We start from the raw sequence: 21,694 nt of genomic DNA, 5'->3' as shown, positions 1-21,694 counted from the left end.
TTTTAATTCTCACGAGGAGGCCGGTTTCGAATGCTTGATTTTGTAAGAAAACATGCGACGTCTTGGATTATCAAGGTGGCACTTTTTTTCATAGTTGTGGTGTTCATTTTCTGGGGCGGTTATGCCTATCAGGCCCGTCAGAAGAGCCACATCGTTCGAGTAGGGGATGTTTATATAACCTGGAAGGATTACACGGAAACATACGACCGGTTGCTCGAAGATTATAAAAGGCAGATGGGTGACAGATTTACCGAAGAAGCTTTGAAAAAGCTGGACCTTAAGCAAAAAGCCCTGGATTTGCTCATTGAGCGTATTGTCTTGTTGCAGAAAGCGCGAGAGCTGGGAATTTCGGTATCGGTGGCAGAAGTTCGGGATGCCATTGCATCTATGCCCGCCTTTCAATCAAATGGTGCCTTCAATCCTCAGCTTTATAGAATGGTTCTTCAGCAAAATAGGCTTACTCCTGAAACCTTTGAATACGAAATGATGCAGGTGCTTACACTTAAAAAGCTGGAGAATTTCGTAAAAAGACAGGCTGTAGTCGACGGGGCCGAGATCGAGAAATACGCAAGGTACCTGAAAAGAGAAAAGCGGTTTCTTTTCGTCACGATCGTCCCCGACGATTTTGCCGATAGGGTGGTAGTTAATGAAGATGCTCTGAAAAAATATTTTGAAGATCATGCAGACCGGTATGTAGATCCCGAGAAAAGGCTTATTGCCTACGCTTTCTTCCCGGTGAAAAACTTTTCCGGTGAAGTCGATGTCACGGAAGATGAACTGAAGGCGTATTACGATGACCATTATGAAGAGTATCATCAGGAAAAGATGGTAAGGGCACGTCATATACTGTTTCGGCTTCCGGTGGATGCCACAGAGGAAGAAGCAAAACAGGTTCGGGCAAGAGCAGAAGCTGTATTGCAGAAGGCTAGAAGCGGAGAGGACTTTGCCGAGCTTGCACGCCGCTATTCGGAAGGCCCAACCGCATCGAGAGGAGGTGATCTGGGATATTTTCGCAGGGACGAGATGGTTTCCGAGTTCTCCGAAGTAGCCTTTTCACTTGAGCCGGGTCAGATAAGCGATATCGTGCGCACTCGCTATGGATTCCACATAATTAAAGTGGAAGAGATAAGACCGGAAAGACAGAAGGGCTTTGAAGAGGTAAAAGAAGAAATCAGGCAAAAAATCACAAACGAGAAGGCCAGGGATGTGGCTTACGGTGTTTCCCGCCGATTTGCCGATTTGGCCTTTGCAAAGCGGGATGTGCTTGCTGCGGCAGGAGAACCTTCTTTTGCTTCTGCAGTAACCCGAGAGGTATGGATTGAACAAGGAGGTCACATCCAGGACATTAAGGATACGGAAGGGAGCATCCTGAGGAAGGCTTTTGAGCTTCCTTTAAAAGGAATTTCGGATGTTCTGGAAACCGAGGACGGCTTCGTTGTGATTCAGATTAAGGACATCAAAAAACAGCGTTCTCTTACTTTTGAAGAAGCCAGGGAGCAGGTTGAGAGAGACTTTAAGAAGGATGAGGCAGATAGACTGGCCAGAGACATGGCCGAGAGGATACTGGAAGAAGCAAAAGATAAGGGATCTCTTCGGGCCGTGGCAGATGGACTGGGATTGGAGCTTAAAGAGTCGGGTGGTGTTGGTCTTCTCAAACCTGACCTGTCTCTTGGTGTGTTCGGAAAAGATCTGGAGGCTCTTATGTCTCTTTCGGAAGAAAAGCCCTTCCCTGAAGCTCCTTTCAGAACGATTTCCGGGTATGTGGTTTGTCAGTGGAGAGAAACCCGTGAACCAACTGATGATGAAGTGACCAAAGAGGTGTCAAGGTTGCAGAGATTTATAAAATCTTCTTTATCGGAAGTGTACTGGCAGGGCTGGAAAGAATCCCAAAAGAAGAAGGCCGATGTGGAGGTGTTACAGAATATCTGAATTCATGAAAGGCCTTCTTTGATGGGTGACCATATTGTTTTAAGATGTTCCCAGAGTTGGTGGACCTGTTTCTTCGTTTGTTCGAAAGAACCACTGTTATCGATGATCCAGTCAGCACGGCGGGCCTTTTCGTTTATGGGTATTTGCATGTCAATCATTTTAGCAGCTTCGTCGTAAGAGATTCTGTCCCTTTTAATAAGGCGGGCGATTTGTACCTCCGGGGGCACATAAACGACGATTATGAAGTTGAATGAATCACTCCTTCGGGATTCGAAAAGTAATGGAATGTCGAAGATGACAATCCTTTCGGGATGGCTCGTAATGTGTTTTCTCCATGTTTCTTCCATGCTTTCTATAATGTAGGGGTGAGTGATGGCATTGATTCGCTTTCTGAGCTCGGGGTCCTTTGCGATTTTCATTCGTAGTTCCATGCGCTTTAAGCTGCCGTTCTCGGAAAATGCCGCTGGTCCGAGCAATTCACGAAGCCTTTTCCAGCAATTGGTTCCGGGCTGGATTATTTCTCGGGCGATTTGGTCTGCGTCAATGATTTCACAGCCCAATTCCTTTAACATCGAGGACACGGTGGACTTTCCGGAAGCAATGCCCCCCGTTAGAGCAATCCTGGGATACGCCATTTCAATTCTCCCTGAAAGGAACGGCTCGTAAGATGGGTTCACGGAATAACGGTATTGCAATCTCAATTGTGCTCTATAAGCCGGATTTTCGCAAGCTCATACGGGCGTTGGAGTGTTTGAGAAGAGCTCTGGAGGTGTCAGATAGCAGGGAGTGTTTTCGTAGCTCTCACCTTTTCATAGTCGATAATAGTGTTCCTGCTCTGGATCACGGTCTTTTGACGGGGATACTCAAAAAGCACTATTTTGGAAATAACGATGGTGGTCATTCCTGGAGCATCCATGTGGTAGGAAGAAATGTCGGCTACGGAGCAGGACACAATCTGGTGATATGGCATCATACCTATCCCTATCACGTTATTCTTAATCCCGATGTATATGTAAAGGATAGGGCTTTCTCAGTATGCTGGGAATATTCGGAACGAAACCCTGAAACGGTTCTCATAACACCCAGGGTAACCTTTGCCGATGGAACCCCTCAGTATCTTCTCCGTAAGGAGCCCACCCTTTTTGACGTCTTTTTGCGGTTCGCAGGAATATTTATACCTTCTCTGAGAAATCTTTCTCGGTATCGCAATTACGAATGTCAGCATCTCGATATGTGTCGGATCCATAAAAACGTCTTCCCGGTTACCGGGTGCTGCATGTGGTGTCGGAGCGATATCCTCAGGGATGTTGGTGGATTTGATGAGAGGTTCTTTCTTTATTACGAAGATTATGATCTGTCCAGACGGCTTGCGATGAGAGGTGATGTTACCTTTTTGCCCGACTTTGAGGTTGTCCACGACTGGAATCGGGCTATGACGCGGAATGTGCGTCTGATGTTTTATAATATGATCTCCGCTTTAAAATACTTTCACAAGTGGGGATGGAAAATATTGTAAAGGCAGATTGGATAAATACCTTACAGGAGGTGACAAAATGAAGCTCAGAAAAGCTATTACAACTTTGGGCCTGCTGGTATTTCTGACCGGAGTTTTTCTTTCGAGCTGTTGTTATGCCGGTAAAGTGATTACCATAGGAATTACGCAAATCGTGGAACATCCGGCTCTTGATGCCACCCGTCAGGGTTTTATTGATGCACTCCGTGATCACGGATACGTTGAAGGGGAAAATGTAAAATATGATATTCAAATCGCTCAGGGTAATATGGCAACGGCAAATGCTATAGCAAAGAACCTTGTGGGTAAGAAGGTCGATATGATTCTTGCCATAGCCACTCCTACTGCTCAGGCCGTTGTAAATGCGACCAAAGATATTCCTGTCTTAATTGCGGCTATTACCGATCCCGTTGGGGCAGGCCTGGTGAAAAGCCTTGAGCGTCCCGGAGGAAATGTTACGGGGACCACGGATAAGAGCCCTGTGGATAGACAGCTTGAGCTGGAGCGTGAGATTTTGCCGGGCCTCCGGCGGCTGGGGGTAATATATAATTCCGGTGAGGATAATTCCCGGGCCTCGGTAAGGGAAATCAAAGAAGTTGCCTCCGGAATGGGGATAGAGGTGGTGGAAGCTACGGTTACAAATTCCAGTGGTGTAATGCTTGCGGCAAGTAGCCTGGTTGGAAAGGTCGATGCAATACATATTCCCACCGACAATACGGTGGTTTCTGCCCTGGAAGCCGTTGTAAAGGTCTGTGAAGATAACAAAATTCCTCTGTTTGCCGCCGATATCGATTCCGTGCCCAGAGGAGCAATAGCAGCCCTGGGGATAGATTATTACAGGCTCGGACGGCAGACTGGTGAGATGGCGTACCGAATTCTGAAAGGGGCAAATCCCGGAGATATGCCCGTCGAGACTCTGAAAGAGCTTAAGTTGGTAATAAATAAGGAAGCAGCAGAGAAAATGGGCGTTAAGCTTCCTGAAAGTGTTGTTTCACGAGCCGATGTAGTATATCCTGCGGTTAAATAATACTACGGGTTGAGCCGGTTTGAGATCAAGGCGCGTGGAGCATGGCTCCACGCGTTAATTTTGTGTAAGGGGGTTGTAGTATTAGATGACGGGTTATGCCTTTCTGGGCGCGATTGAACAGGGCTGTGTTTACGGTCTTATGGTGTTAGGGGTTTACATAACCTTCAGGGTCCTCGACTTTCCCGATCTTACGGTGGATGGATCCCTCCCGCTTGGAGCCGCCGTTTCTGCGGCAATGGTTACGGCTGGTTTCCATCCCCTTTGGTCTCTACTGGCTGCCCTGGCGGCAGGAGCACTTGCAGGTGCAACCACTGCAATACTGGCAACAAGGCTCAAGATTATGAGCCTTCTGGCCAGCATAATTACCATGACAGGCCTTTATTCGATAAATATCCGCGTAATGGGCCGGCCAAATATTACATTACTTAATGCCCCAACAATATTCGATTTTTTCGAATTTACAGGCTTGCCCCGGCAGATCGTTACCGTCATTTTATTTGCAATTGCAGCAATGGCATTCAAGTACTTGCTGGATCTGTTTCTTCATACGGAACTGGGCCTGTCGATCCGCGCTACAGGTGATAATGCTCAGATGGCCCGAAGCCAGGGCATAAATACAGATCGGATGATAATCATCGGTGTCAGCCTTTCCAACTCGCTGGTAGCCCTGTCCGGAGCGCTGGTTGCTCAGAGTCAGGGATTCGCCGATGTTGGTATGGGCATAGGAACCATAGTGGCCGGCCTGGCCTCTATTATACTGGGGGAAAGCATAATCGGCACTCATACCGTGAAGCAACAAACCTGGAGTGCTCTGGTCGGATCTGTGCTTTACAGGATAATCATTGCCGTGGCTCTTTCTTACAACGTGGGGTTCTTGAGGCTTACTCCGAGCGATTTGAACCTTGTAACGGCCCTTCTTGTGGTGCTTTGTCTGCTGGTGCCCTTCATGAGACAGAAGATCCTGAGAGGTCGTTAAAATGCTGGAACTGGTAAGTCTCTCGAAAACCTTCAACCGAGGCACGGTCAACGAAATCAGGGCCATTGATGAGATAACCCTCTATGTGGGAAAGGGTGAATTCATAACCGTCATCGGAAGTAACGGTGCCGGTAAGTCCACTCTGTTGAATCTGATTGCAGGTACTTACACGCCCGACAGTGGTAAAATAGTTCTGTCCGGTGAGGATATTACCGGCTGGCCGGAGTACATGAGGGCTCGGTTTATTGCCCGGGTATTCCAGAATCCCTTTATGGGCACCTGTGGATCCATGACCATCGAAGAGAACCTTGCTATCGCTTACAGACGCGGACTTGGCAGAAGAATTCGCAGAGGCATTTCTGAAAAAGATAGGAAGTTTTTTACGAAGAGATTGAGCATTCTGGGGCTTGGTCTGGAACATCGCCTGAAGGACAAAGTGGATGTACTTTCAGGCGGCCAGAGGCAGTGTCTAACTCTGCTTATGGCAACTCTTAGAAAACCTCAACTTTTACTTCTTGACGAGCACACGGCTGCTCTGGACCCCAAGACCGCCGAACAGGTTCTCATCCTCACCGACAGGATAATAAGGGATATGAATCTCTGCGCCATCATGGTGACTCATAACATGAACCATGCGATAGAAATGGGAAATCGCCTCATTATGATGGACAGAGGGAAAGTAGTCTTCGACATTTCCGGAGAAGAAAAAAGCCGGCTCACGGTAAAAGACCTTCTGGACCGGTTCAGTTCCATCCGGCGTGAAAGATTTTCCGAGGATCGTATGCTCCTTGTGGAGTAGCCGCTTTACTTTCAGTAAAGGGCGATGAGTTGGGTTATGTTTACAGATCAAAAATGGTGAAAGAAAACATAGTAAGAGAGGGTGAATACGGAGAAACCTGTGGCCTTCGGGTTCCGTAATCGGAAATGGAAAACTGTTGTAGCAGAGGTTAAGTTCTGGAAATCACGATCAGCTTAATAACTTCGGAGAGATAGAATGGAAAAGTTCGTTGATACTTTAGGGGTTCTGACTGTGCCCAATTTTACGGTGCACCTTGATGAGGTCATCCTTAAGACCGGTAGGATTTCCAGAAGAATTAGAATAGATCATCCCAGAGCTGTTGCTGTGATTCCCCTTATTGATGAAGAACGAATCCTCATGGTAAGGCAATACAGGTATGCTCTGGGTAAAGATACCCTTGAGATTCCGGCAGGGAAAGTCGATCGCAACGAATCTCTGTATGATGCGGTACTGAGAGAATTAAAAGAGGAAACGGGTTATACGGCCGAAGATTTGACCCCGCTTATATCCTTTTATCCTGCAGTTGCCTATTCAAATGAGGTGATAGACATCTTCCTGGCAAGGAACCTGAAGAAATTGTGCGAACCTCTTGATGAGGACGAGATTTCCTCTGTGGAAATTGTTCATTTAAGAGAAGCTCTGGATATGATAAAATCAGGTGCCGTGAAAGACGGTAAAACCATTATTGCCATTTTCAGCCTCTTTGTTGGAGTGGGAAATGCCGGTGGATAAGGTAATCATCACCCGTGAGGGCTTCTTGAGACTGATTGATAAGCTTAATCATCTCTATCATGTAGTAAGACCTCAGGTTATTGAGGAGCTTCAGGAGGCTCGTGCCTTTGGAGTAAATGTCCATAATCTTCAGTATATTAACGCCAGGGAACGCCAGTTGATGTTGCAGCGCAAGATACATGAACTGGAGAGTAAAATCGAAAAAAGCGAGGTGCTGGTTGGATCCACCTTTTACTGTAAGCGGGTCTTTATTGGAACCGTCGTTGAGATAGAAAATGTTGAGACGGGTGAAAGAACGACCTATTGCCTGGTTGGACCCTACGAGTCTGATGTTTCTAATGGCAAACTTGCCTCAGACTCCCCCGTGGGACGGGCTCTTTTAGGGAAATTCGAAGGCGAAGAAGTCTTTGTGGAAACACCGGCGGGCATCAGACATTATAAAATCTGTTCCATAAATGTCCCGGATACTTCCTGCCCCAACGAATGCTAGTGAAGGCTCCATCCGATTAGAAATGAAAGGGCGACATAAACAATGGCTTCTATTGCTCCGGCTCCTATGTTGGGTTTTTCCTGATTTACAAGCTCGTCTGTCAGGTTCCTGCCTATGAGAATAAACTTATCGACAACGAAGCGTGCCAGAGGCAGAGCAATTGCTCCAAATACCATAACCCCGCCGAAAAATATGAGATCCTGTTCCCAGGAAACAAAATCACCTTGAATTGCGTATCTCACGATATTACCTGTTGCAACCAGCACTCCAGAGAAAGCCACCCCAACGGCCACATTGTCTCTTTCTATCTCCTTATGTAAATCAAATGGTAATATGGCATTGTAAAACAAAGTAACGAGAACAAGCGCTAACTGGCCGAGCAACCAGAAGACGAGGGCAGTCACAAGCGAGCCTTCTCCGGAGAGGGCTCCAAAAACCACAAGCCCCATCGCAACATGATTGCCGGCTACGACAATTCCGGTACCGCTGTTTTGATCTTCTATTATCTCTTTCTTATTGTCGAAATGTCGGAGTATGACCCTGTCGTTAATTATGTGAGACAGTATCATCATGAAAAGAGCAAGAGGTCCGTATATCAAAAGATCGTAAAAAGTTTGTTTTACGGTTAAGGAAGGGCCTATTAAGGAACCGCCAAGAGCAATGGCAAGTCCCAGAATATAACCTGCTAGGGTCAATGCCAGAGCAAGATTGTCCTTTTCTACGAGTTCTTTTCTGATGTTACAACCCGGATAGATGAGAACGAATATTCCTCGACCGATTATTAGAAGTGCGATGGTTCCCAGAAGCAAACCCGCCGCAACTGCACTCCAACCTCCTAAGATTTTTAGCCATCCGGCGAAGCCCGCTCCATCCATAATGCTACTCCTTTTAACCTTACTTTCCTCTGAAAGAGCTCCTGGAAAATGCCGATGAGCGAGTGCGACCGTATCTGCTTGTTACCTTCTGTTCAAAGGATGATTTCCTGGCAGCCATTCTGGCCTGCTGTCTTTTAAAAAAAGAGTCTCCGTATTTGGTTTGTGTGTAACTGCCTCGAGTTCCGTAAGTTGGTCGGCCTTGAGGATCCCTTGGACCGTAGTAAGGCCTGCCTCGCTTGCTATAAACAGTATAGGTGCTCCAGTCCTCGTATCGGATACGATGGCGAGATTTTATCGCTTCTTCGACTATTTCACCGGTAGTTTCCGCCAGCGTTGATAGGATCAGATATCCGGCAAACCACTCCCAGATCCTGTGACCGGAGGGATCGGTAACCCATCTACCAAATCTGGTATCCCCCACAAATTGATATCCCGGTGGTTCCGGGACATCACTTATGGTTCCATCCTTTTTTTTGGAAAGGATGGTCATGCCGAGACATGGTCGATACTTGTAGTACAATACTTCGTCAACTCTGTACCAGGGAGAGACTTTCTGGAATACCTTTGGACGCTCCGGATTATCGGGATTATTCTCGAGATAAACGATATGGTAAAGATGATAATATTCTTTGAAAAAGAGCCCCTCGTCTTTCATGTCCGCAAGAATTACGGAAAATTCAGGATATCTATCCAGCTCTTTTTTCAGCTTTTCCAGCGTGGATGTGGGCCCTTCGCCACAGGCCGCAAGAAGGAAAACCAATACAATCGACAAAACAGCGAATTTAACGAAGCGATTCACCGAATGTCTCCCTCGAACAAACCCGCAGGATAACGCGAAGTCAATCCTACCGGCGGATTTTTTCTAAGTCAAACAATTAACGAAGCTAAAAGGGCGGCCATACTATCCTGGCCCTAAGGCAACCGTTTATGACTTCCTGTTCAAAGGACCCGAGCTTGAAGCGAATGCCCTGAATGGAACAATATCTTAACTCGGATTCCGACTCTGTGCCCAGAAGACCGTTCCATTCGTATGTGCCCGATGTATAATAATTTTCAGTACTGTCATCGGTGTAGGCACGGAAATGTGAGAATTTCCAGACCGGTTTAAATGATATGAGAACCCTTCCGCCCGTTACGGAGTTAACGAATTCAACAAAACCTGAACTCCAGGGCCAAACCAGGATGAGCCCGGTTCTGTCATCCTGATCAATTTCAACGATTCTGGGCAGACACGCCAGCGACACAATTAGAAGCGCAACAAGCCGGCGTGCCTGCTTTTTCATTCTGACCCCGCTTTCTTTACTTCAGTACTCCGATTTCCTTGAAGTACTTCAGACTTCCGGGATGATAGGGTATCGTTCCGCCTACGAATTTGACAGCATTTTCGGGCGTGGTTGCTTTGGACGGTTTAACAGCGCTGTGGAGTTCTTCCAGTTTCTCGAAAACGGTTTTGGTGATCTTGTAAGCCACCTCTTCGGGGAGAGAAGCGGGTCCCATGAAAAGGTTCCAGAATGCAAGAGTCGGCGTATCTTCGGAAGTTCCGTAGACGGATGCTGCGATAGTGGCAGGTTCACAAACTCCGGGAAACTTGCTGGCTATGTTTTTAACAATGTCGCCGTCGGCAGGCAGGCCTATCAGCTTTATCTTCGAGCCCTTGCGTTTAAGCGTGGTGGCAAGCTCGGTTATTGACGATGTGGGAAGACCTCCGGACCAGAAGTACGCGTCGATGGTACCGGCCGAAAGAGCCTCGGCAGATTCGGAAGCCCCAAGTCGCTCGTGTTTTGCGAAGTCAGATGTACTTATACCGGCAGCTTCAAGAACCATGAAAGCCTCTACTTCCGTTCCAGAACCCGGAGCACCGGTGGAAACCCTCTTACCCTTGAGGTCGGCGACGGTCTCAATTCCCGAGCCCTCCTTGGTAACGATGTGCAGGTAGTTGGGATACATGGTCCAGAGAATTCTCACGTCTTTTGCCGGTTGATCCTTGAATTTTTCGTGCTGACCCGTGTAGGCAAGATATGCCGAATCGGGTAGCACACAGGCAAGATAATATACATTACCTTCGGGATCCGTCCGTTTCTGGATTAACTGAAGGTTATCAACCGATGCCGCGGTCTGCATGGCCGTTGCTTCAAATTCTCCGGCCTTTGAGATTATTTCGGCCACGGTGGTGCCGTAGTAGTAATAGACACCTCCAAGGCCTCCCGTTCCGATAACAAGCCTGACCTTGGATGCTTCGGCCTGAGAAAATCCGGCCACCAGAGTTAGAGCGAAAATCAGAATGGTAAGCTTACGAAACGCCTGCTTCATGATACTCCTCCTTTTCCGAAGGGTTCGACCTTTTAATGAAAAACCATGCCCCTACTATTACTCCTATTGCACCGGTTATCAGATCCGGGTAGAACACCAGCAGAGAAGCCAAAAAGAGTACGACCGATTCGATTCGACTGAGAGTTCTTCTCGTGTAACCAACCGTGGCAGCACTCATAAGAACCACTGCAACTGCTACGAGAGCGTATCTGCTCAGGATGGATAGCCAGCTGTGTGAAAGGCCTTCGTGCACGACCATAGGCATGGCAAGGAGAGCCGTACCGTAATAGGAGAGTATGAAAGAGAACCCGAAGATGTACTTTGGAAGAGCAACCTTGGCCGCATAAACTCCCGTTTTCAGCGGGTGTGTTCCGAAGACCGATGCAGCAGCATACCCGGACAAAGCAACCGGCGGTGTTACATCCGCAAGAATTGCATAATACATAAGGAACATGTGGGTTGCAAGCAGAGCGGCATCTGAAGGGACACCGTTTGCCACGGCTATCTGCTGAATTGCCGGAGCGGTAAGAGAGGACGAGATAACGTAAGTCGCCGTCGGAGGCACCCCCATTCCCATAATAAGAGTGAAAATTGCGGCGAAAACGGTGGCTATGATGAGGTTTTGTGCCGATAGCTGTAGCAGGAACTGAGAGAACTTCGAAGGCAGACCGGTGATAACCATAAGGGTCATTATGATATTGGCTGCAACAACGGCAATTCCGATAGGGATGAGATGTTCAAAGCCTGAGGCCAAACCGTTTAGGATGACCTTGAAGCTTTTCGGGCGAACGGTTTTATCTATATAGCCGAAGATTATGAACAGGAAGATTGCCGAAGTTACAGCGGCAGACACGGGATAGCCCAGATATATGCAGGCAATAATTACAAAAATGGGAACAAAGATGTAGGAATATCTAAAAAGATAAGAGCGGTTCAGGTCTTCACGCACTTCAACGGATTTAATTCCTTCTTTGCGAACGTAAAAAGCATTGTATGCAAGAATTGCCACGAGGTACATGACCATAGGGCCGAGAGCCATAATGCATACCCAGAGATAGGGTATTGAAAGGATTTCAACCATGATAAAGGCCATCGAGCCCAGGATGGGTGGAGTTACCATTGCAATGGTTCCCGCCGTAGCGGCAACACCTGCAGCAACCAGACGGTCGTAGCCGGCTCTCTCGTACATGGGCCTGACTATCGTGCTTACGAACTGGGTGTCGGCAGCACCCGACCCGCTGAACATACCCATAAAAATAGATGCCACGCTCGTAACCCTGGCAGGCCCATCAGGCCCTTTCCCAACGGCTATGGCCGATATGTTTGCCAGAATTTTCCCGATCTGGAGTGCCGCCACGATACCTCCGAGAATCGTGAAGTACACCAGGTACTTCATGGACACTCCCGTTATTATTCCGAAAAGCCCGGCTTCGGTCTCGCAATAGAGCTTTCCTATAAGAAGATCCACCGGAAAAGGAGCGTGAGCAAAGACTCCCGGGAATTTCCTCCCGTGGAGATTGTAGGCAAAGAAAAACAGAACAAGTATTGGCAGCACGGATCCTGTAAAACGATAAACAAGGCCCAGTACCAGGTACACAAGACCTATGCCCATAACCAGATCGGCATGCTCGGGAAACATTGCCCTCTCGATGAGTTCTTCAAAATTCAAAACCTGGTACAGGTAAGGAACTACACAAAGCAGGGCAGCGGCAATGTCACAAAATCTTCTTATACCCGGCACAACCGTGGGCAATATCGCTACCGCCCAGTAAATCAGCGCCAGTGCTTTATAAAAAACGGGCATTCTCAGTTGAAGAAAGGCATAGAGAGGTACAAGGGATAAGCAGAAAAGCAGAGCACTTCCCGGCGTTATGCGAGTTCTTCCTTTCTCCCAGGATAAAAGGTATCCGACCAGTACGAGAAAAAACACATGAGTGGCCCGACTGACCTGGGTTATATCAAGCACGAGTACATGAAAGCGGGCCATAGGCGTATGGGGATGGATAACCCAGTACAAACTGTAAAGGGCTGCTATAAGCGCCAGAATCGATGAAAAACGTCGTATGATCTTTTCCATAGGAGAACTCCGTACCTAATTGTAAATCGGCTGTGGGTTCCCGTTTCGTACCCAAACCCAGAAGGAGGAGGCAACCTGTGGATGCCTCCTACCTTCTACAACAGTTCGGTCGAATTGAACAAGATCAAATGTGATTGGACTTCAATGGAGGAAGAATTCTCAGACGGGAGTAATGCCGTGTTTTCGATCGGGAGATTTTTCAACCTTGTTAAGGGTCATCTCCAGTGCCCGGATGAGGCGAGCACGAACTTCAGCAGGGGTTATGATGTCGTCAATGTGCTGTAGCCCTGCAGCATAAGTGGGATTAACGTACTTTTCCATGAATTCCGCTTCTCTCTTTGCCCTCACTTCCTCGGGATTCTCCGCCGCTGCGATCTCTTTTCGGAACAGTATATTCACGGCGCCCTGAGGCCCCATGAGGCATATTTCGGCCGTGGGGAGTGCATACACGACATCGGCCCCCAGATCTTTACTGCACATTGCCAGGTAGCCGCCCGCATAGGCCTTTCTTAGAACGCAGGTGATCTTGGGTACCGTTGCCTCGCCGTAGGCGTAGAGCATCTTGGCACCGTGTCTTATTATGGCATTATGTTCTGACTTCGTTCCGATCAGAAAGCCCGGCACGTCCTGAAGGTTAATCAGAGGAATGTTGAAGGCGTTGCAAAATCTTATGAATCTGGATCCTTTGTCTGCAGCGTTGTAGTCTAAAGCTCCATTATACTTCACGGGATTATTTGCGACAACCCCTACGACATGGCCGTTCAGTCTCGCAAAGCCGATTATTATGTTTTTGGCGAATTCTTTCTTCAGTTCGAAGAAGGAACCTCGATCGAAAATCACCTCGATTACCCGATGCATGTCATAGAGCTTCTTCTGATCCGTGGGAATGATATTTTCCAGCTCCTCTGTCGTTCGATCAGGAGAGTCGTCGGGTTCTACATAGGGCGGGCGTTCTTTGTTGTTGAGAGGAAGGTATGAAAGAAGCCGCCTTGTCATTTCGAGGCATTCCCGGTCGTCTTTCCAGGTTCCGTCGGAAACGCCGGTAATTCGGGCATGTACATCAGGGCCGCCCAGTGACTGCTCGTCCGTTTTCTCGTAAACCACAGCTTCTACCAGAGGAGGGCCGGCGATGAACATGGAACTGGTTTTGTCGACCATAAAGATGAAATCCATGAGAGCAGGTGAGTAAGCCTGGCCTCCGGCAACAGGCCCCATAATCAGAGCAATCTGAGGCACCACGCCTGATGCCTGTACATGGCGGTAGAAGAGCTGGCCGTATTGAGAGAGTGCTCCCATCTGCTCCGTAACCCGTGCCCCGCCGGAATCGTTTATTCCCACCACCGGATAACCGTAAGTCCTGGCCATGTCGATTATTTTGCAGATCTTCTTCCCGTGGCGTTCTCCAAAGGTTCCGGCAACCACGGTAAAATCTTCCACGTAGAGCATACAACCGCGGCCGTTTACCTTTCCGAAACCGATTATTACGCCGTCCGCAGGCAGCTCCTTTTTGTCCAGGCCGTAATCTCTGCCTATGTGTTTCGCAAAGAGATCGTATTCTTCAAAAGTACCGGGATCGCACAGAAGATTTATTCTCTCCCTTGCGGTGAGCTTACCCTTGGCATGTTCCTTTTCCTGAAGCTCCTTACCGCCCCCTTGACGGAGCCTTTCCTTTTCGGCTTCAAGCTCCGCTATTAACTCCTTCCATTCTTTTGCCATGGTTCCTCCCCTCTGTTCTATCGATTGGGCTGATGACCCAGGGCTATGCCGGCGATGATTAGCTTTTGAATGTTAGAGGTTCCCTCAACAATCTGATAAGACTTTACGTCCCGGAAAAAGCGGGCGATGGGATATTCAAGAGAAAAACCGTAGGAGCCGAAAATCTTCATTGCTTCGTTTGCCGCTTTGACGGCTACTTCCGAGGCATAATACTTGGCGATAGAAGTCTGTAGCTGGTTGGGCTTGCCCTGGTCTTTAAGATATGCAGCCTGATACACGAGGAGCTTTGCCGCCTCGTGTTCGGCAACCATTTCGGCAATCTGAGACTGAATCATCTGGAAGCGTGATATCGGCTGACCGAACTGAGTCCGCTCGTTTGCATATTTGATAGCATGTTCCAGACATGCTCCTGCAACTCCAAGGGCTCCCGCAGCACAGCTCAACCTGGTGTTGTTAAGCATCCACATGCAGATCTTAAATCCTTCCCCCACCTGACCCAGCACGGCATCCTTTGGAATCCTTGCTTCGTCGAAAATTATTTCTCCTGTAGGCGAGCAGGGAAGCCCCAGCTTGGTTTCTATTTCTCGTGTTTCGATCCCGGGGGTATTTCTTATGTCAACGATGAAGCAGGTCATCCCCTTATATTTTTTTTCTTTGTCCGTATAGGCGTAAACCAGGCCCACGTCGCCAATGGGAGCGTTGGTAATCCACATCTTCTGCCCGGTCAGAACCCAGGAATCTCCGTCTTCCCTCGCAGTGGTTCTCATTCCCGCAACATCCGATCCCGCATTCGGCTCGGTGATTGCGAAAAACCCTATCTTTTCCCCGGAAACCCATCCCGGAATGTACTTTCTCTTTTGCTCTTCCGTACCGAATTGATAGACCGTAAGAGCAGGGCCTATGTTCTGCATATTGAAAGGCAGCCTCCATGAAGGAGATACACAGGCGATCTGTTCCGTCATCAGAACCGATTCCATGAAGCCCATGCCGTTACCGCCATACTCTTCGGGAATGCAGCAGCCGAAAAAACCCAGCTCACCCATTTTCTTCACGCGTTCCCGGACGAACTCGTGGTTCGCCTCTTCCTTCTCAAGATTCGGAAGAATCTCCTGCTCGGCAAAACGCCGGGCCTGCTCCTGAACCATCCTCTGTTCTTCTGTAAGTTCAAAATTCATATCCCCGACCTCCCGGTGTTACTATTCTATGACCGCAAGGAGATCGTCTTCTTCAATCCGATCCCCTTCCGATACTTTGATTTCTTTGACCACACCGCTGCAGGGTGCAAAGATGCTGCTCTCAAGCTTCATCGACTCCATGACCATAATTTCCTGATCTTCCTCAACCCGATCACCGGGCTTTACCAGTATCTTTACTATCTTCCCCACCATTGGAGCTCTTACCTCTTCAGCCATTGCTTGCCTCCTTCGTTTGTTATTTCAGGTACGTAAGGAATATACCCGCTGCCACTATCGTGCCTATTACTCCGGCAATATTGGGTCCCATTGCATGCATCAAAAGATAGTTCTTTCTGTTTGCAGCCTGTCCCATTTGATGAACAACACGGGCTGACATGGGTACTGCCGATACCCCCGCGGCACCGATCATCGGGTTTATTTTCTCGGAGAGGACCAGATTCATAAGCTTCGCGATTAACACCCCGGAAGCCGTACTTACCGCAAAGGCAAAAAGCCCCAGAAAGAATATGAATAGCACATCCGGTTTCAGAAAGGTCTCGGCATTCATCGTGGCCCCGACCGATATGCCGAGGAAAATGGTTACAATGTTCATGAGTTCGTTCTGAGCGGCCGACGAAAGCCTTTCCACGACCCCCGATTCACGAAAAAGATTGCCCAGCATAAACATCGCCATTAGAGGGGCCGAAGCCGGGACCAGCAGGACCACCACGAAGGTGGCCGTCAGAGGAAATAGGATTTTTTCAAGTCGTCCGACCTTTCTGGATTTTTTCATCACAATCTGCCGTTCGGAAGCCGTTGTAAGTAGCCTGATTACGGGAGGCTGGATTATGGGCACCAGCGCCATGTAGGAATAGGCTGCAACGGCACAGCTCCCGAGCATGTGCGGCGAAAGCTTGCTCGCAAGATATATGGTCGTGGGTCCGTCGGCTCCTCCGATTATACCGATCGTCGCCGACTCGGCCGGAGAAAACCCCACGAGATTTGCGGAGAAAAAGGTTATGTAAACCCCAACCTGAGCACCTGCTCCCAGAAAAATGAGCGAAGGCCTTGAAAGCAAAGGACCGAAGTCCGTCATGGCTCCAAGACCCAGGAAAATGAGTGGTGGTATGACCTCCCACTGGATTCCATAATGGTAAAACTTCCACAACAGGCCTTCGTGAGGCGTCATCAGACCCGTAAGCGGCATATTCGCCACGAGAATTCCAAAGCCGATGGGAAGGAGCAATAGGGGTTCAAATTTTTTCGCTATGGCCAGGTAGATCAGCGATCCCGCAACGGCATACATAACAACAGTGCCGAAGGTCAGATGAAATAGACCCATGTTTTCAAGAAATGACCGAATCAGGCTAATCTCCATTGCCGGCTTCTCCCGCAGAAATCAGTTTTAACAGGATTTCCATCAGCCTAATCGCACCATAGAGCACACACATTACCGCGAAAACACCCACAACCCCGTTGCAGAAAATCACCACGGCTTCTTTCATATAACCCCCTTCTTCCTTAATCGGGCGATTTCTTCAGCCGAATATCCCAGTTCGGATAAAACCTCTTCTGTGTGTTCACCTAGAAGTGGAGGATAACGATCCACCGTACAGGGTGTGTCGGAAAACTTCATAGGACTTGCTACCAGTTTGATTGATCCGGCCGTAGGGTGGGGCACTTCCACAACCATCTGCCTTGCCTGAACCTGCGGGTCGGAAAATACCCTGTCGAGCGTATTTATGGGTCCGCAGGGTATTTTGTTTTTCTCCAGTTCCCGGAGCCATTCTTCCGATGTCTTTTCAAGCATCTTCCCGGCAATAATCGGTATGAGCTCCTTTCTGTTCACGACCCGCTGAGGGTTGGTTGCGAACCTTGGATCCTTTGCAAGTTCTTCCAAGCCGATTATTTTGCAGAATACCTGCCACTGCCTATCATTCCCGACGCCGACGGCTATATATGTTCCGTCTTTTGTCTTAAAAGGCTCGTAGGGTACGATATTGGGATGAGCATTTCCGTAACGCTTGGGCAGTTCTCCCGATATGAGATAATTGCTTCCCACGTTGGCAAGCCAGGCAACGACGGAGTCAAGAAGAGCGATGTCGATATACTGCCCTCTGCCCGTACGTTCCCGGTGATAAAGTGCGGCAAGAATAGAGGAACATGCAAAAAGTCCCGCGGTTATGTCCACGATTGCAACCCCCACCTTCATCGGGGGGCCGTCGGGCTCGCCTGTTATACTCATTATGCCGCCCATACCCTGAATGATGAAGTCGTACCCCGGGCGGTCCTTATAAGGTCCATACTGACCAAATCCCGTAATGGAGCAGTAGATAAGCCGTGGATTGATCTTCTTAAGATCTTCGTAACCGAGACCTAGGCGCTGAAGGGTACCGACCTTATAATTTTCCAGCACCACATCTGATCGTTCGGCAAGTTTACGAATGATTTCCTGCCCTTCCGGGGTTTTCATGTCAACGGTTATGCTTCTTTTATTGCGGTTCACGCAAAGGTAATAGGCCGATTCACCACCGGCGTTCGGGGGACCCCAGGCTCGGGTTTCATCCCCTTCACCCGGCTTTTCAACTTTGATTACATCGGCGCCCAGATCTCCGAGCATCATGCTGCAATAGGGGCCGGCCAGTACACGGCTCAAATCCAGGACTTTAATACCTTTGAGCGGCTTGTCTGAACCCTTCATGATTGACCCTCTTCGGAGAATTCTTTTGGATACCTGCCTCCATATCCCATGTTCCGGGAGAGAGTCTCTCCCGCATTTAGAAGCTCCCTCAGGCAATGATTTCGATGGGCTATGTCACGAAACCTTACTTCAGGAATGGCCAGGCTAAGAGCTCCGAGAATATTCCCGTTTGGACCGAATACCGGTACGCTTAAAGAACCCAGCCCGGGGGTTCTTTCTCCCAGGCTCACGGAATACCCCCGCAATCTGATAGACTTTATTTCCTCTTTTAACCGTGCTCTGTCGGTTATCGTGTTTTCCGTAAGAGGTTTCAGGGGAATGGAGTTCAGAATGTCCTCTATAAAGGTATCTTCGGAGAATGCGAGAAGGCACTTGGAAGAAGCCCCGGCATAAAGGGGCGATCTATTGCCTACGGGCATTCCGCCTTTTAAGTGCTGAGGAGATTCTATACTGCTTATGCAGAGGCGTTCTTTTCCGTCGATGACGTTCAGGTGGGTTGTTTCCCCCGTTTTCGCACATAGAGCCTTCATAACGGGTGTGGCCGTCTTTTCCAGAGGGAACTGGCTCTGAATGGTTTCCACAAAACGGAAATAGACGAAACCGGGCCGGTATCGCCTGCTTTCCCGGTCCTGCTCAAGAAACCCGTACTTACACAAGGACCTGACCATACGCTGAACCGTAGGAGGGCTGAATCCCAGGGCCTGAGCCAGTTCTCTTACGCCCCAGACGGGCCGTTCAGGCGTAAAACACAGAAGTAAACGAAGTGCTTTCTCGAGGGATGAGTCGGCCATATCATTCCACCATGTGAAACACCATTTCTTATAACGATGTATAAAATAGCCTCATCACCCCAGCCCTGTCAACAGGAACTCATAAAACCCCAAAATTTTTCCCCGCATCCCTGAGGGAAAAAATCCGTTGCCGGCAATCACTTATCTCATTATCCTGATTCCGTAGGTATCCTGACGGGCTTATAGAGGTAACCAAATTGAGGGAGTACTCTGCCGTGTCAATACGAACCCTATCCACCGACGTCGTCGTTGCAGGAGCTGGGCTTGCGGGTATAACGGCCGCCCTTGAAGCGGCAAGAAGTGGTGTCGATGTGGTTGTACTATCCCTCGCTCCGGTAGGATTTGGAAGTAATTCTGCCTTGTCAAACGGCGTTTTTGCAGGACCGACGTCCACTTACACCATCGAGGCCTACATTGCCGATACCCTAAAAGCCGGAGGATTTCTGAATGATGAAGGTTATTTGCGCCGCGTGGCTTCAAAAGCCCTTACCGCCGTAGAGTGGCTACGCAGCCTGGGAGTGAACATCGTAGAAGAATCCGATCACTACAGGGTATCGCCGGATCGGAAAACTCAACCGCCGGGAAGTTATCTGATGTCGGTTTTGAGAAAACGGTTGACTGCCTATCCGAGAATACGGGTTTTCGAAAGAACTTTAGTAAAAAAGGTCCTTCTTGACGGCGAAACATCCGGTTCTGTCTGCGGTGTGGTGGCCTTTAACCGATCCGGTGATGTTTTGAACATAAGCGCATCTTCCGTCATACTTGCCACCGGTGGAGGTGCTGCCCTTTACAAGCGAAGTGATAATCACAAGGCAATAGTGGGGTATGGCTATGCTCTGGCCGCCGCATTGGGGCTCGTCCTGTATGATATGGAACTGGTGCAGTTTTATCCGATTGCACTGGCGGAGCCCGGCCTGCCTGCCCTCATGCTTGCACCTCCACATCCACCGGGGACTATGCTCAGAAATTCAAAAGGCGTAGACCTCATAGAGAAATACGGCCTGGAGCAGTTGAATAAGGCCGTTCGCTTTCAGCGGGACAGATTAAGCCTTATAATCGTTGAAGAGACCTCAAAAAATGGAGGCGTTTACATAGATTACACCGGAGTCCCGTCTTCTTTTTGGGAAATTCCTCCTCTGTGCCGCCTGGCTCGTATCAGGCACGACTTCAGGCGCACGCCTGCCCGAATACTTCCGGTGGCACATTTTTTCATGGGGGGAGTGAAGGTTGATGAGCAGGGTATGACCGCAATCCCCGGGCTTTTTGCCTGTGGAGAGCTCGTGTGGGGGCTTCACGGGGCGAACCGTCGGGGCGGAAACGCCCTGACAGAATGTGTGTTATCGGGCATGTGGGCAGGCCGTGGAGCGGCAAGGTGGGCGGTCTCATCAGGGACGAGCAAAATTTCTTCTGAAAAGATGTGCCGTGCCTCCATTTGCCGGAACGGTGGAATTCCCGCAACAGAGGACAAACTGACTCGAATAAAAAGAGAAATAAGGAATATTGCCTGGGATTATGCCGGCATCTGCCGAAGTGAGGATCTGCTCCTCCGGGGAAAGAATAAACTGCTGGAACTTTTCGATTATATCAGCAGGGTAGAAGTAAACGATTCTGAGAATTTTTTCCTGTTAGAGGACCTCAAGGCCTCGGTAATAACACTTTCGGCCGTGATCGAAGGCAGCCTTATCAGAAGGGAAAACATCGGATCCTTCAGGCGGGCGGATATTGAAAACCCGCCCCTTTCAAGATCCGAGTTCCACAGCCGCCTTGTATATGAACCCTCTAACGAATCCCTTTTCTCACGAAGTGGACGATAGGCCACTTCTGGGAATCTGCCTCCAGGCATCCCTGAGCTCTTCCATGATTTTTATCAGCGGATCGTAATAGTCCGGGCTCGTTCTGGAATTTACTCCAATGAGCTGGCGTAGCATAAAATTGTAAAGCCTTCCCAGATTAACGGCAATATCTCCACCTCTTTCATAATCCAGCCCGACAAGCAGTTCTGTGATTACATCCTGTGCGTGCCTTACTTTGTCGTAGGTTGCTTCGAGATTTTTTTCCTGGTGGTACTTTTGGGCTTCCTTGAGGTCGTCGATTATTGCATCGTAACACATAATTACCAGGCTCACCGGATCGGCCGTTTCAACCTGAGTTTTTCTGTATGCATCCAGTGGATTGGGCATAAGGCTCCCCCTTTCTTTATTCAAATTGATGATACTTATATGACTTAAGGGCTTTCTGGGTCATTCTCACCCTTTTTATTTCTTCATCGGTCGATTTCATTCGCTCCTGTAGTGTCCTTATTACCGATACAGTAACATCGTGGAGGGCAAGGATTCTTTCTCTCAGTTCGATGTAGGCTTTCTCCTTATCCTGTAATGATAAGTCTTTGAGCCTGTATTTGTTGAGCATCTTCTCAAGATTGTCGATATTTTGGGTTATACGGTGCCTGAGATCTTTACAGGTATCGCGCAGTTTTCCAAGTTTGGCTTCCGAAAGCTCGTGCGCTTGAGCCATAAGCCGCGTGTGGTTGGCCAATTGAGAGACAAGCTCCTGCGTTTGCTCGATAAGTTCCATGAAATAACT

General features: G+C 48.8%; 23 protein-coding genes. 8 read left to right on the top strand and 15 right to left on the bottom strand.

Going from position 1 to position 21,694, the window contains the following annotated elements; translation table 11 throughout:
- The first annotated feature begins 30 nt into the window (after window positions 1-30).
- Window positions 31-1,929, top strand: coding sequence for a SurA N-terminal domain-containing protein (locus BM091_RS01145; protein ID WP_093392815.1), 1,899 nt, complete (start codon window positions 31-33; stop codon window positions 1,927-1,929).
- A 2-nt stretch (window positions 1,930-1,931) separates the two neighbouring features.
- Here BM091_RS01145 and coaE read toward each other — a convergent pair whose 3' ends face one another.
- A complete protein-coding gene (gene coaE / locus BM091_RS01140) occupies window positions 1,932-2,564 on the bottom strand; it encodes a dephospho-CoA kinase (RefSeq protein ID WP_093392814.1) in 633 nt (210 codons plus the stop codon).
- A gap of 32 nt (window positions 2,565-2,596) precedes the next feature.
- On the opposite strand from coaE, the gene BM091_RS01135 reads away from it, so the two are divergent.
- From BM091_RS01135 to BM091_RS01110, 6 genes are all read left to right on the top strand, one after another.
- Entirely contained in the window at window positions 2,597-3,445 is an 849-nt protein-coding gene (locus BM091_RS01135) for a glycosyltransferase (RefSeq protein ID WP_093392812.1), read from the top strand.
- Window positions 3,446-3,482: 37 nt separating this feature from the next.
- A complete protein-coding gene (locus BM091_RS01130) occupies window positions 3,483-4,469 on the top strand; it encodes an ABC transporter substrate-binding protein (RefSeq protein WP_093392811.1) in 987 nt (328 codons plus the stop codon).
- A gap of 85 nt (window positions 4,470-4,554) precedes the next feature.
- A complete protein-coding gene (locus BM091_RS01125; protein WP_093392809.1) occupies window positions 4,555-5,445 on the top strand; it encodes an ABC transporter permease in 891 nt (296 codons plus the stop codon).
- A gap of 1 nt (window position 5,446) precedes the next feature.
- Window positions 5,447-6,244: an ABC transporter ATP-binding protein gene (locus BM091_RS01120; protein ID WP_093392807.1), complete on the top strand. Its 798-nt coding sequence runs from the start codon at window positions 5,447-5,449 to the stop codon at window positions 6,242-6,244.
- A 195-nt stretch (window positions 6,245-6,439) separates the two neighbouring features.
- Entirely contained in the window at window positions 6,440-6,976 is a 537-nt protein-coding gene (locus BM091_RS01115; RefSeq protein ID WP_093392805.1) for an NUDIX hydrolase, read from the top strand.
- Window positions 6,963-7,466, top strand: coding sequence for a GreA/GreB family elongation factor (locus BM091_RS01110; RefSeq protein ID WP_093392804.1), 504 nt, complete (start codon window positions 6,963-6,965; stop codon window positions 7,464-7,466). The genes BM091_RS01115 and BM091_RS01110 overlap by 14 nt, the downstream gene beginning before the upstream one ends.
- On the opposite strand, the gene BM091_RS01105 is transcribed toward BM091_RS01110, so the two are convergent.
- The 12 genes from BM091_RS01105 to BM091_RS01055 all read right to left on the bottom strand — a co-directional run bounded on the left by BM091_RS01105 (window position 7,463) and on the right by BM091_RS01055 (window position 19,111).
- Window positions 7,463-8,341, bottom strand: coding sequence for a DUF350 domain-containing protein (locus BM091_RS01105; RefSeq protein WP_093392802.1), 879 nt, complete (start codon window positions 8,339-8,341; stop codon window positions 7,463-7,465). The genes BM091_RS01110 and BM091_RS01105 overlap by 4 nt on opposite strands.
- Window positions 8,342-8,360: 19 nt before the next feature.
- Window positions 8,361-9,140 carry a hypothetical protein gene (locus tag BM091_RS01100; protein ID WP_093392800.1) on the bottom strand — a complete coding sequence of 260 codons (780 nt, stop codon included), beginning with the start codon at window positions 9,138-9,140 and terminating at the stop codon, window positions 8,361-8,363.
- An 85-nt stretch (window positions 9,141-9,225) separates the two neighbouring features.
- Window positions 9,226-9,624, bottom strand: coding sequence for a hypothetical protein (locus BM091_RS01095; RefSeq protein ID WP_093392799.1), 399 nt, complete (start codon window positions 9,622-9,624; stop codon window positions 9,226-9,228).
- A 16-nt stretch (window positions 9,625-9,640) separates the two neighbouring features.
- Window positions 9,641-10,651: a TAXI family TRAP transporter solute-binding subunit gene (locus tag BM091_RS01090; protein WP_093392797.1), complete on the bottom strand. Its 1,011-nt coding sequence runs from the start codon at window positions 10,649-10,651 to the stop codon at window positions 9,641-9,643.
- Complete coding sequence (locus BM091_RS01085) at window positions 10,632-12,728, bottom strand: TRAP transporter permease (protein ID WP_093392795.1); 2,097 nt, start codon at window positions 12,726-12,728, stop codon at window positions 10,632-10,634. Before BM091_RS01085 ends, BM091_RS01090 begins: the two co-directional genes overlap by 20 nt.
- 159 nt (window positions 12,729-12,887) lie before the next feature.
- The gene (locus BM091_RS01080; protein ID WP_093392794.1) at window positions 12,888-14,444 is read right to left on the bottom strand and encodes an acyl-CoA carboxylase subunit beta; all 1,557 of its coding nucleotides are present in this window, start codon (window positions 14,442-14,444) and stop codon (window positions 12,888-12,890) included.
- A gap of 17 nt (window positions 14,445-14,461) precedes the next feature.
- The gene (acd, locus tag BM091_RS01075) at window positions 14,462-15,619 is read right to left on the bottom strand and encodes a glutaryl-CoA dehydrogenase Acd (RefSeq protein WP_093392792.1); all 1,158 of its coding nucleotides are present in this window, start codon (window positions 15,617-15,619) and stop codon (window positions 14,462-14,464) included.
- A gap of 21 nt (window positions 15,620-15,640) precedes the next feature.
- Entirely contained in the window at window positions 15,641-15,856 is a 216-nt protein-coding gene (locus BM091_RS01070) for an acyl-CoA carboxylase biotin carboxyl carrier protein subunit (RefSeq protein WP_093392790.1), read from the bottom strand.
- A 19-nt stretch (window positions 15,857-15,875) separates the two neighbouring features.
- The gene (locus tag BM091_RS01065) at window positions 15,876-16,997 is read right to left on the bottom strand and encodes a sodium ion-translocating decarboxylase subunit beta (protein ID WP_093392789.1); all 1,122 of its coding nucleotides are present in this window, start codon (window positions 16,995-16,997) and stop codon (window positions 15,876-15,878) included.
- Window positions 16,987-17,124 carry a hypothetical protein gene (locus BM091_RS13800; RefSeq protein WP_177193470.1) on the bottom strand — a complete coding sequence of 46 codons (138 nt, stop codon included), beginning with the start codon at window positions 17,122-17,124 and terminating at the stop codon, window positions 16,987-16,989. Before BM091_RS13800 ends, BM091_RS01065 begins: the two co-directional genes overlap by 11 nt.
- Window positions 17,121-18,320, bottom strand: coding sequence for a CaiB/BaiF CoA transferase family protein (locus tag BM091_RS01060; protein WP_093392787.1), 1,200 nt, complete (start codon window positions 18,318-18,320; stop codon window positions 17,121-17,123). Before BM091_RS01060 ends, BM091_RS13800 begins: the two co-directional genes overlap by 4 nt.
- A complete protein-coding gene (locus BM091_RS01055; RefSeq protein WP_093392786.1) occupies window positions 18,317-19,111 on the bottom strand; it encodes an IclR family transcriptional regulator in 795 nt (264 codons plus the stop codon). The genes BM091_RS01060 and BM091_RS01055 overlap by 4 nt, the downstream gene beginning before the upstream one ends.
- 215 nt (window positions 19,112-19,326) lie before the next feature.
- Here BM091_RS01055 and BM091_RS01050 point away from each other — a divergent pair, with 215 nt between their 5' ends.
- Window positions 19,327-20,925, top strand: coding sequence for an FAD-binding protein (locus BM091_RS01050; RefSeq protein ID WP_177193469.1), 1,599 nt, complete (start codon window positions 19,327-19,329; stop codon window positions 20,923-20,925).
- Here the strand turns inward: BM091_RS01050 and fliS are convergent.
- On the bottom strand, window positions 20,908-21,291 hold the full coding sequence (fliS, locus tag BM091_RS01045; protein ID WP_093392783.1) for a flagellar export chaperone FliS: 384 nt from the start codon (window positions 21,289-21,291) through the stop codon (window positions 20,908-20,910). The genes BM091_RS01050 and fliS overlap by 18 nt on opposite strands.
- Before the next feature lie 16 nt (window positions 21,292-21,307).
- On the bottom strand, window positions 21,308-21,685 hold the full coding sequence (locus BM091_RS01040) for a DUF342 domain-containing protein (RefSeq protein WP_143083075.1): 378 nt from the start codon (window positions 21,683-21,685) through the stop codon (window positions 21,308-21,310).
- Window positions 21,686-21,694: the final 9 nt, after the last annotated feature.

Origin of the sequence: Thermodesulforhabdus norvegica (assembly GCF_900114975.1) — a bacterium.
In the GTDB taxonomy this organism is placed as follows: Bacteria; Desulfobacterota; Syntrophobacteria; order Syntrophobacterales; family Thermodesulforhabdaceae; genus Thermodesulforhabdus; species Thermodesulforhabdus norvegica.
The sequence above is the reverse complement of the archived record's forward strand: the minus strand, read 5'-3'. Positions and strand labels throughout refer to the sequence as shown.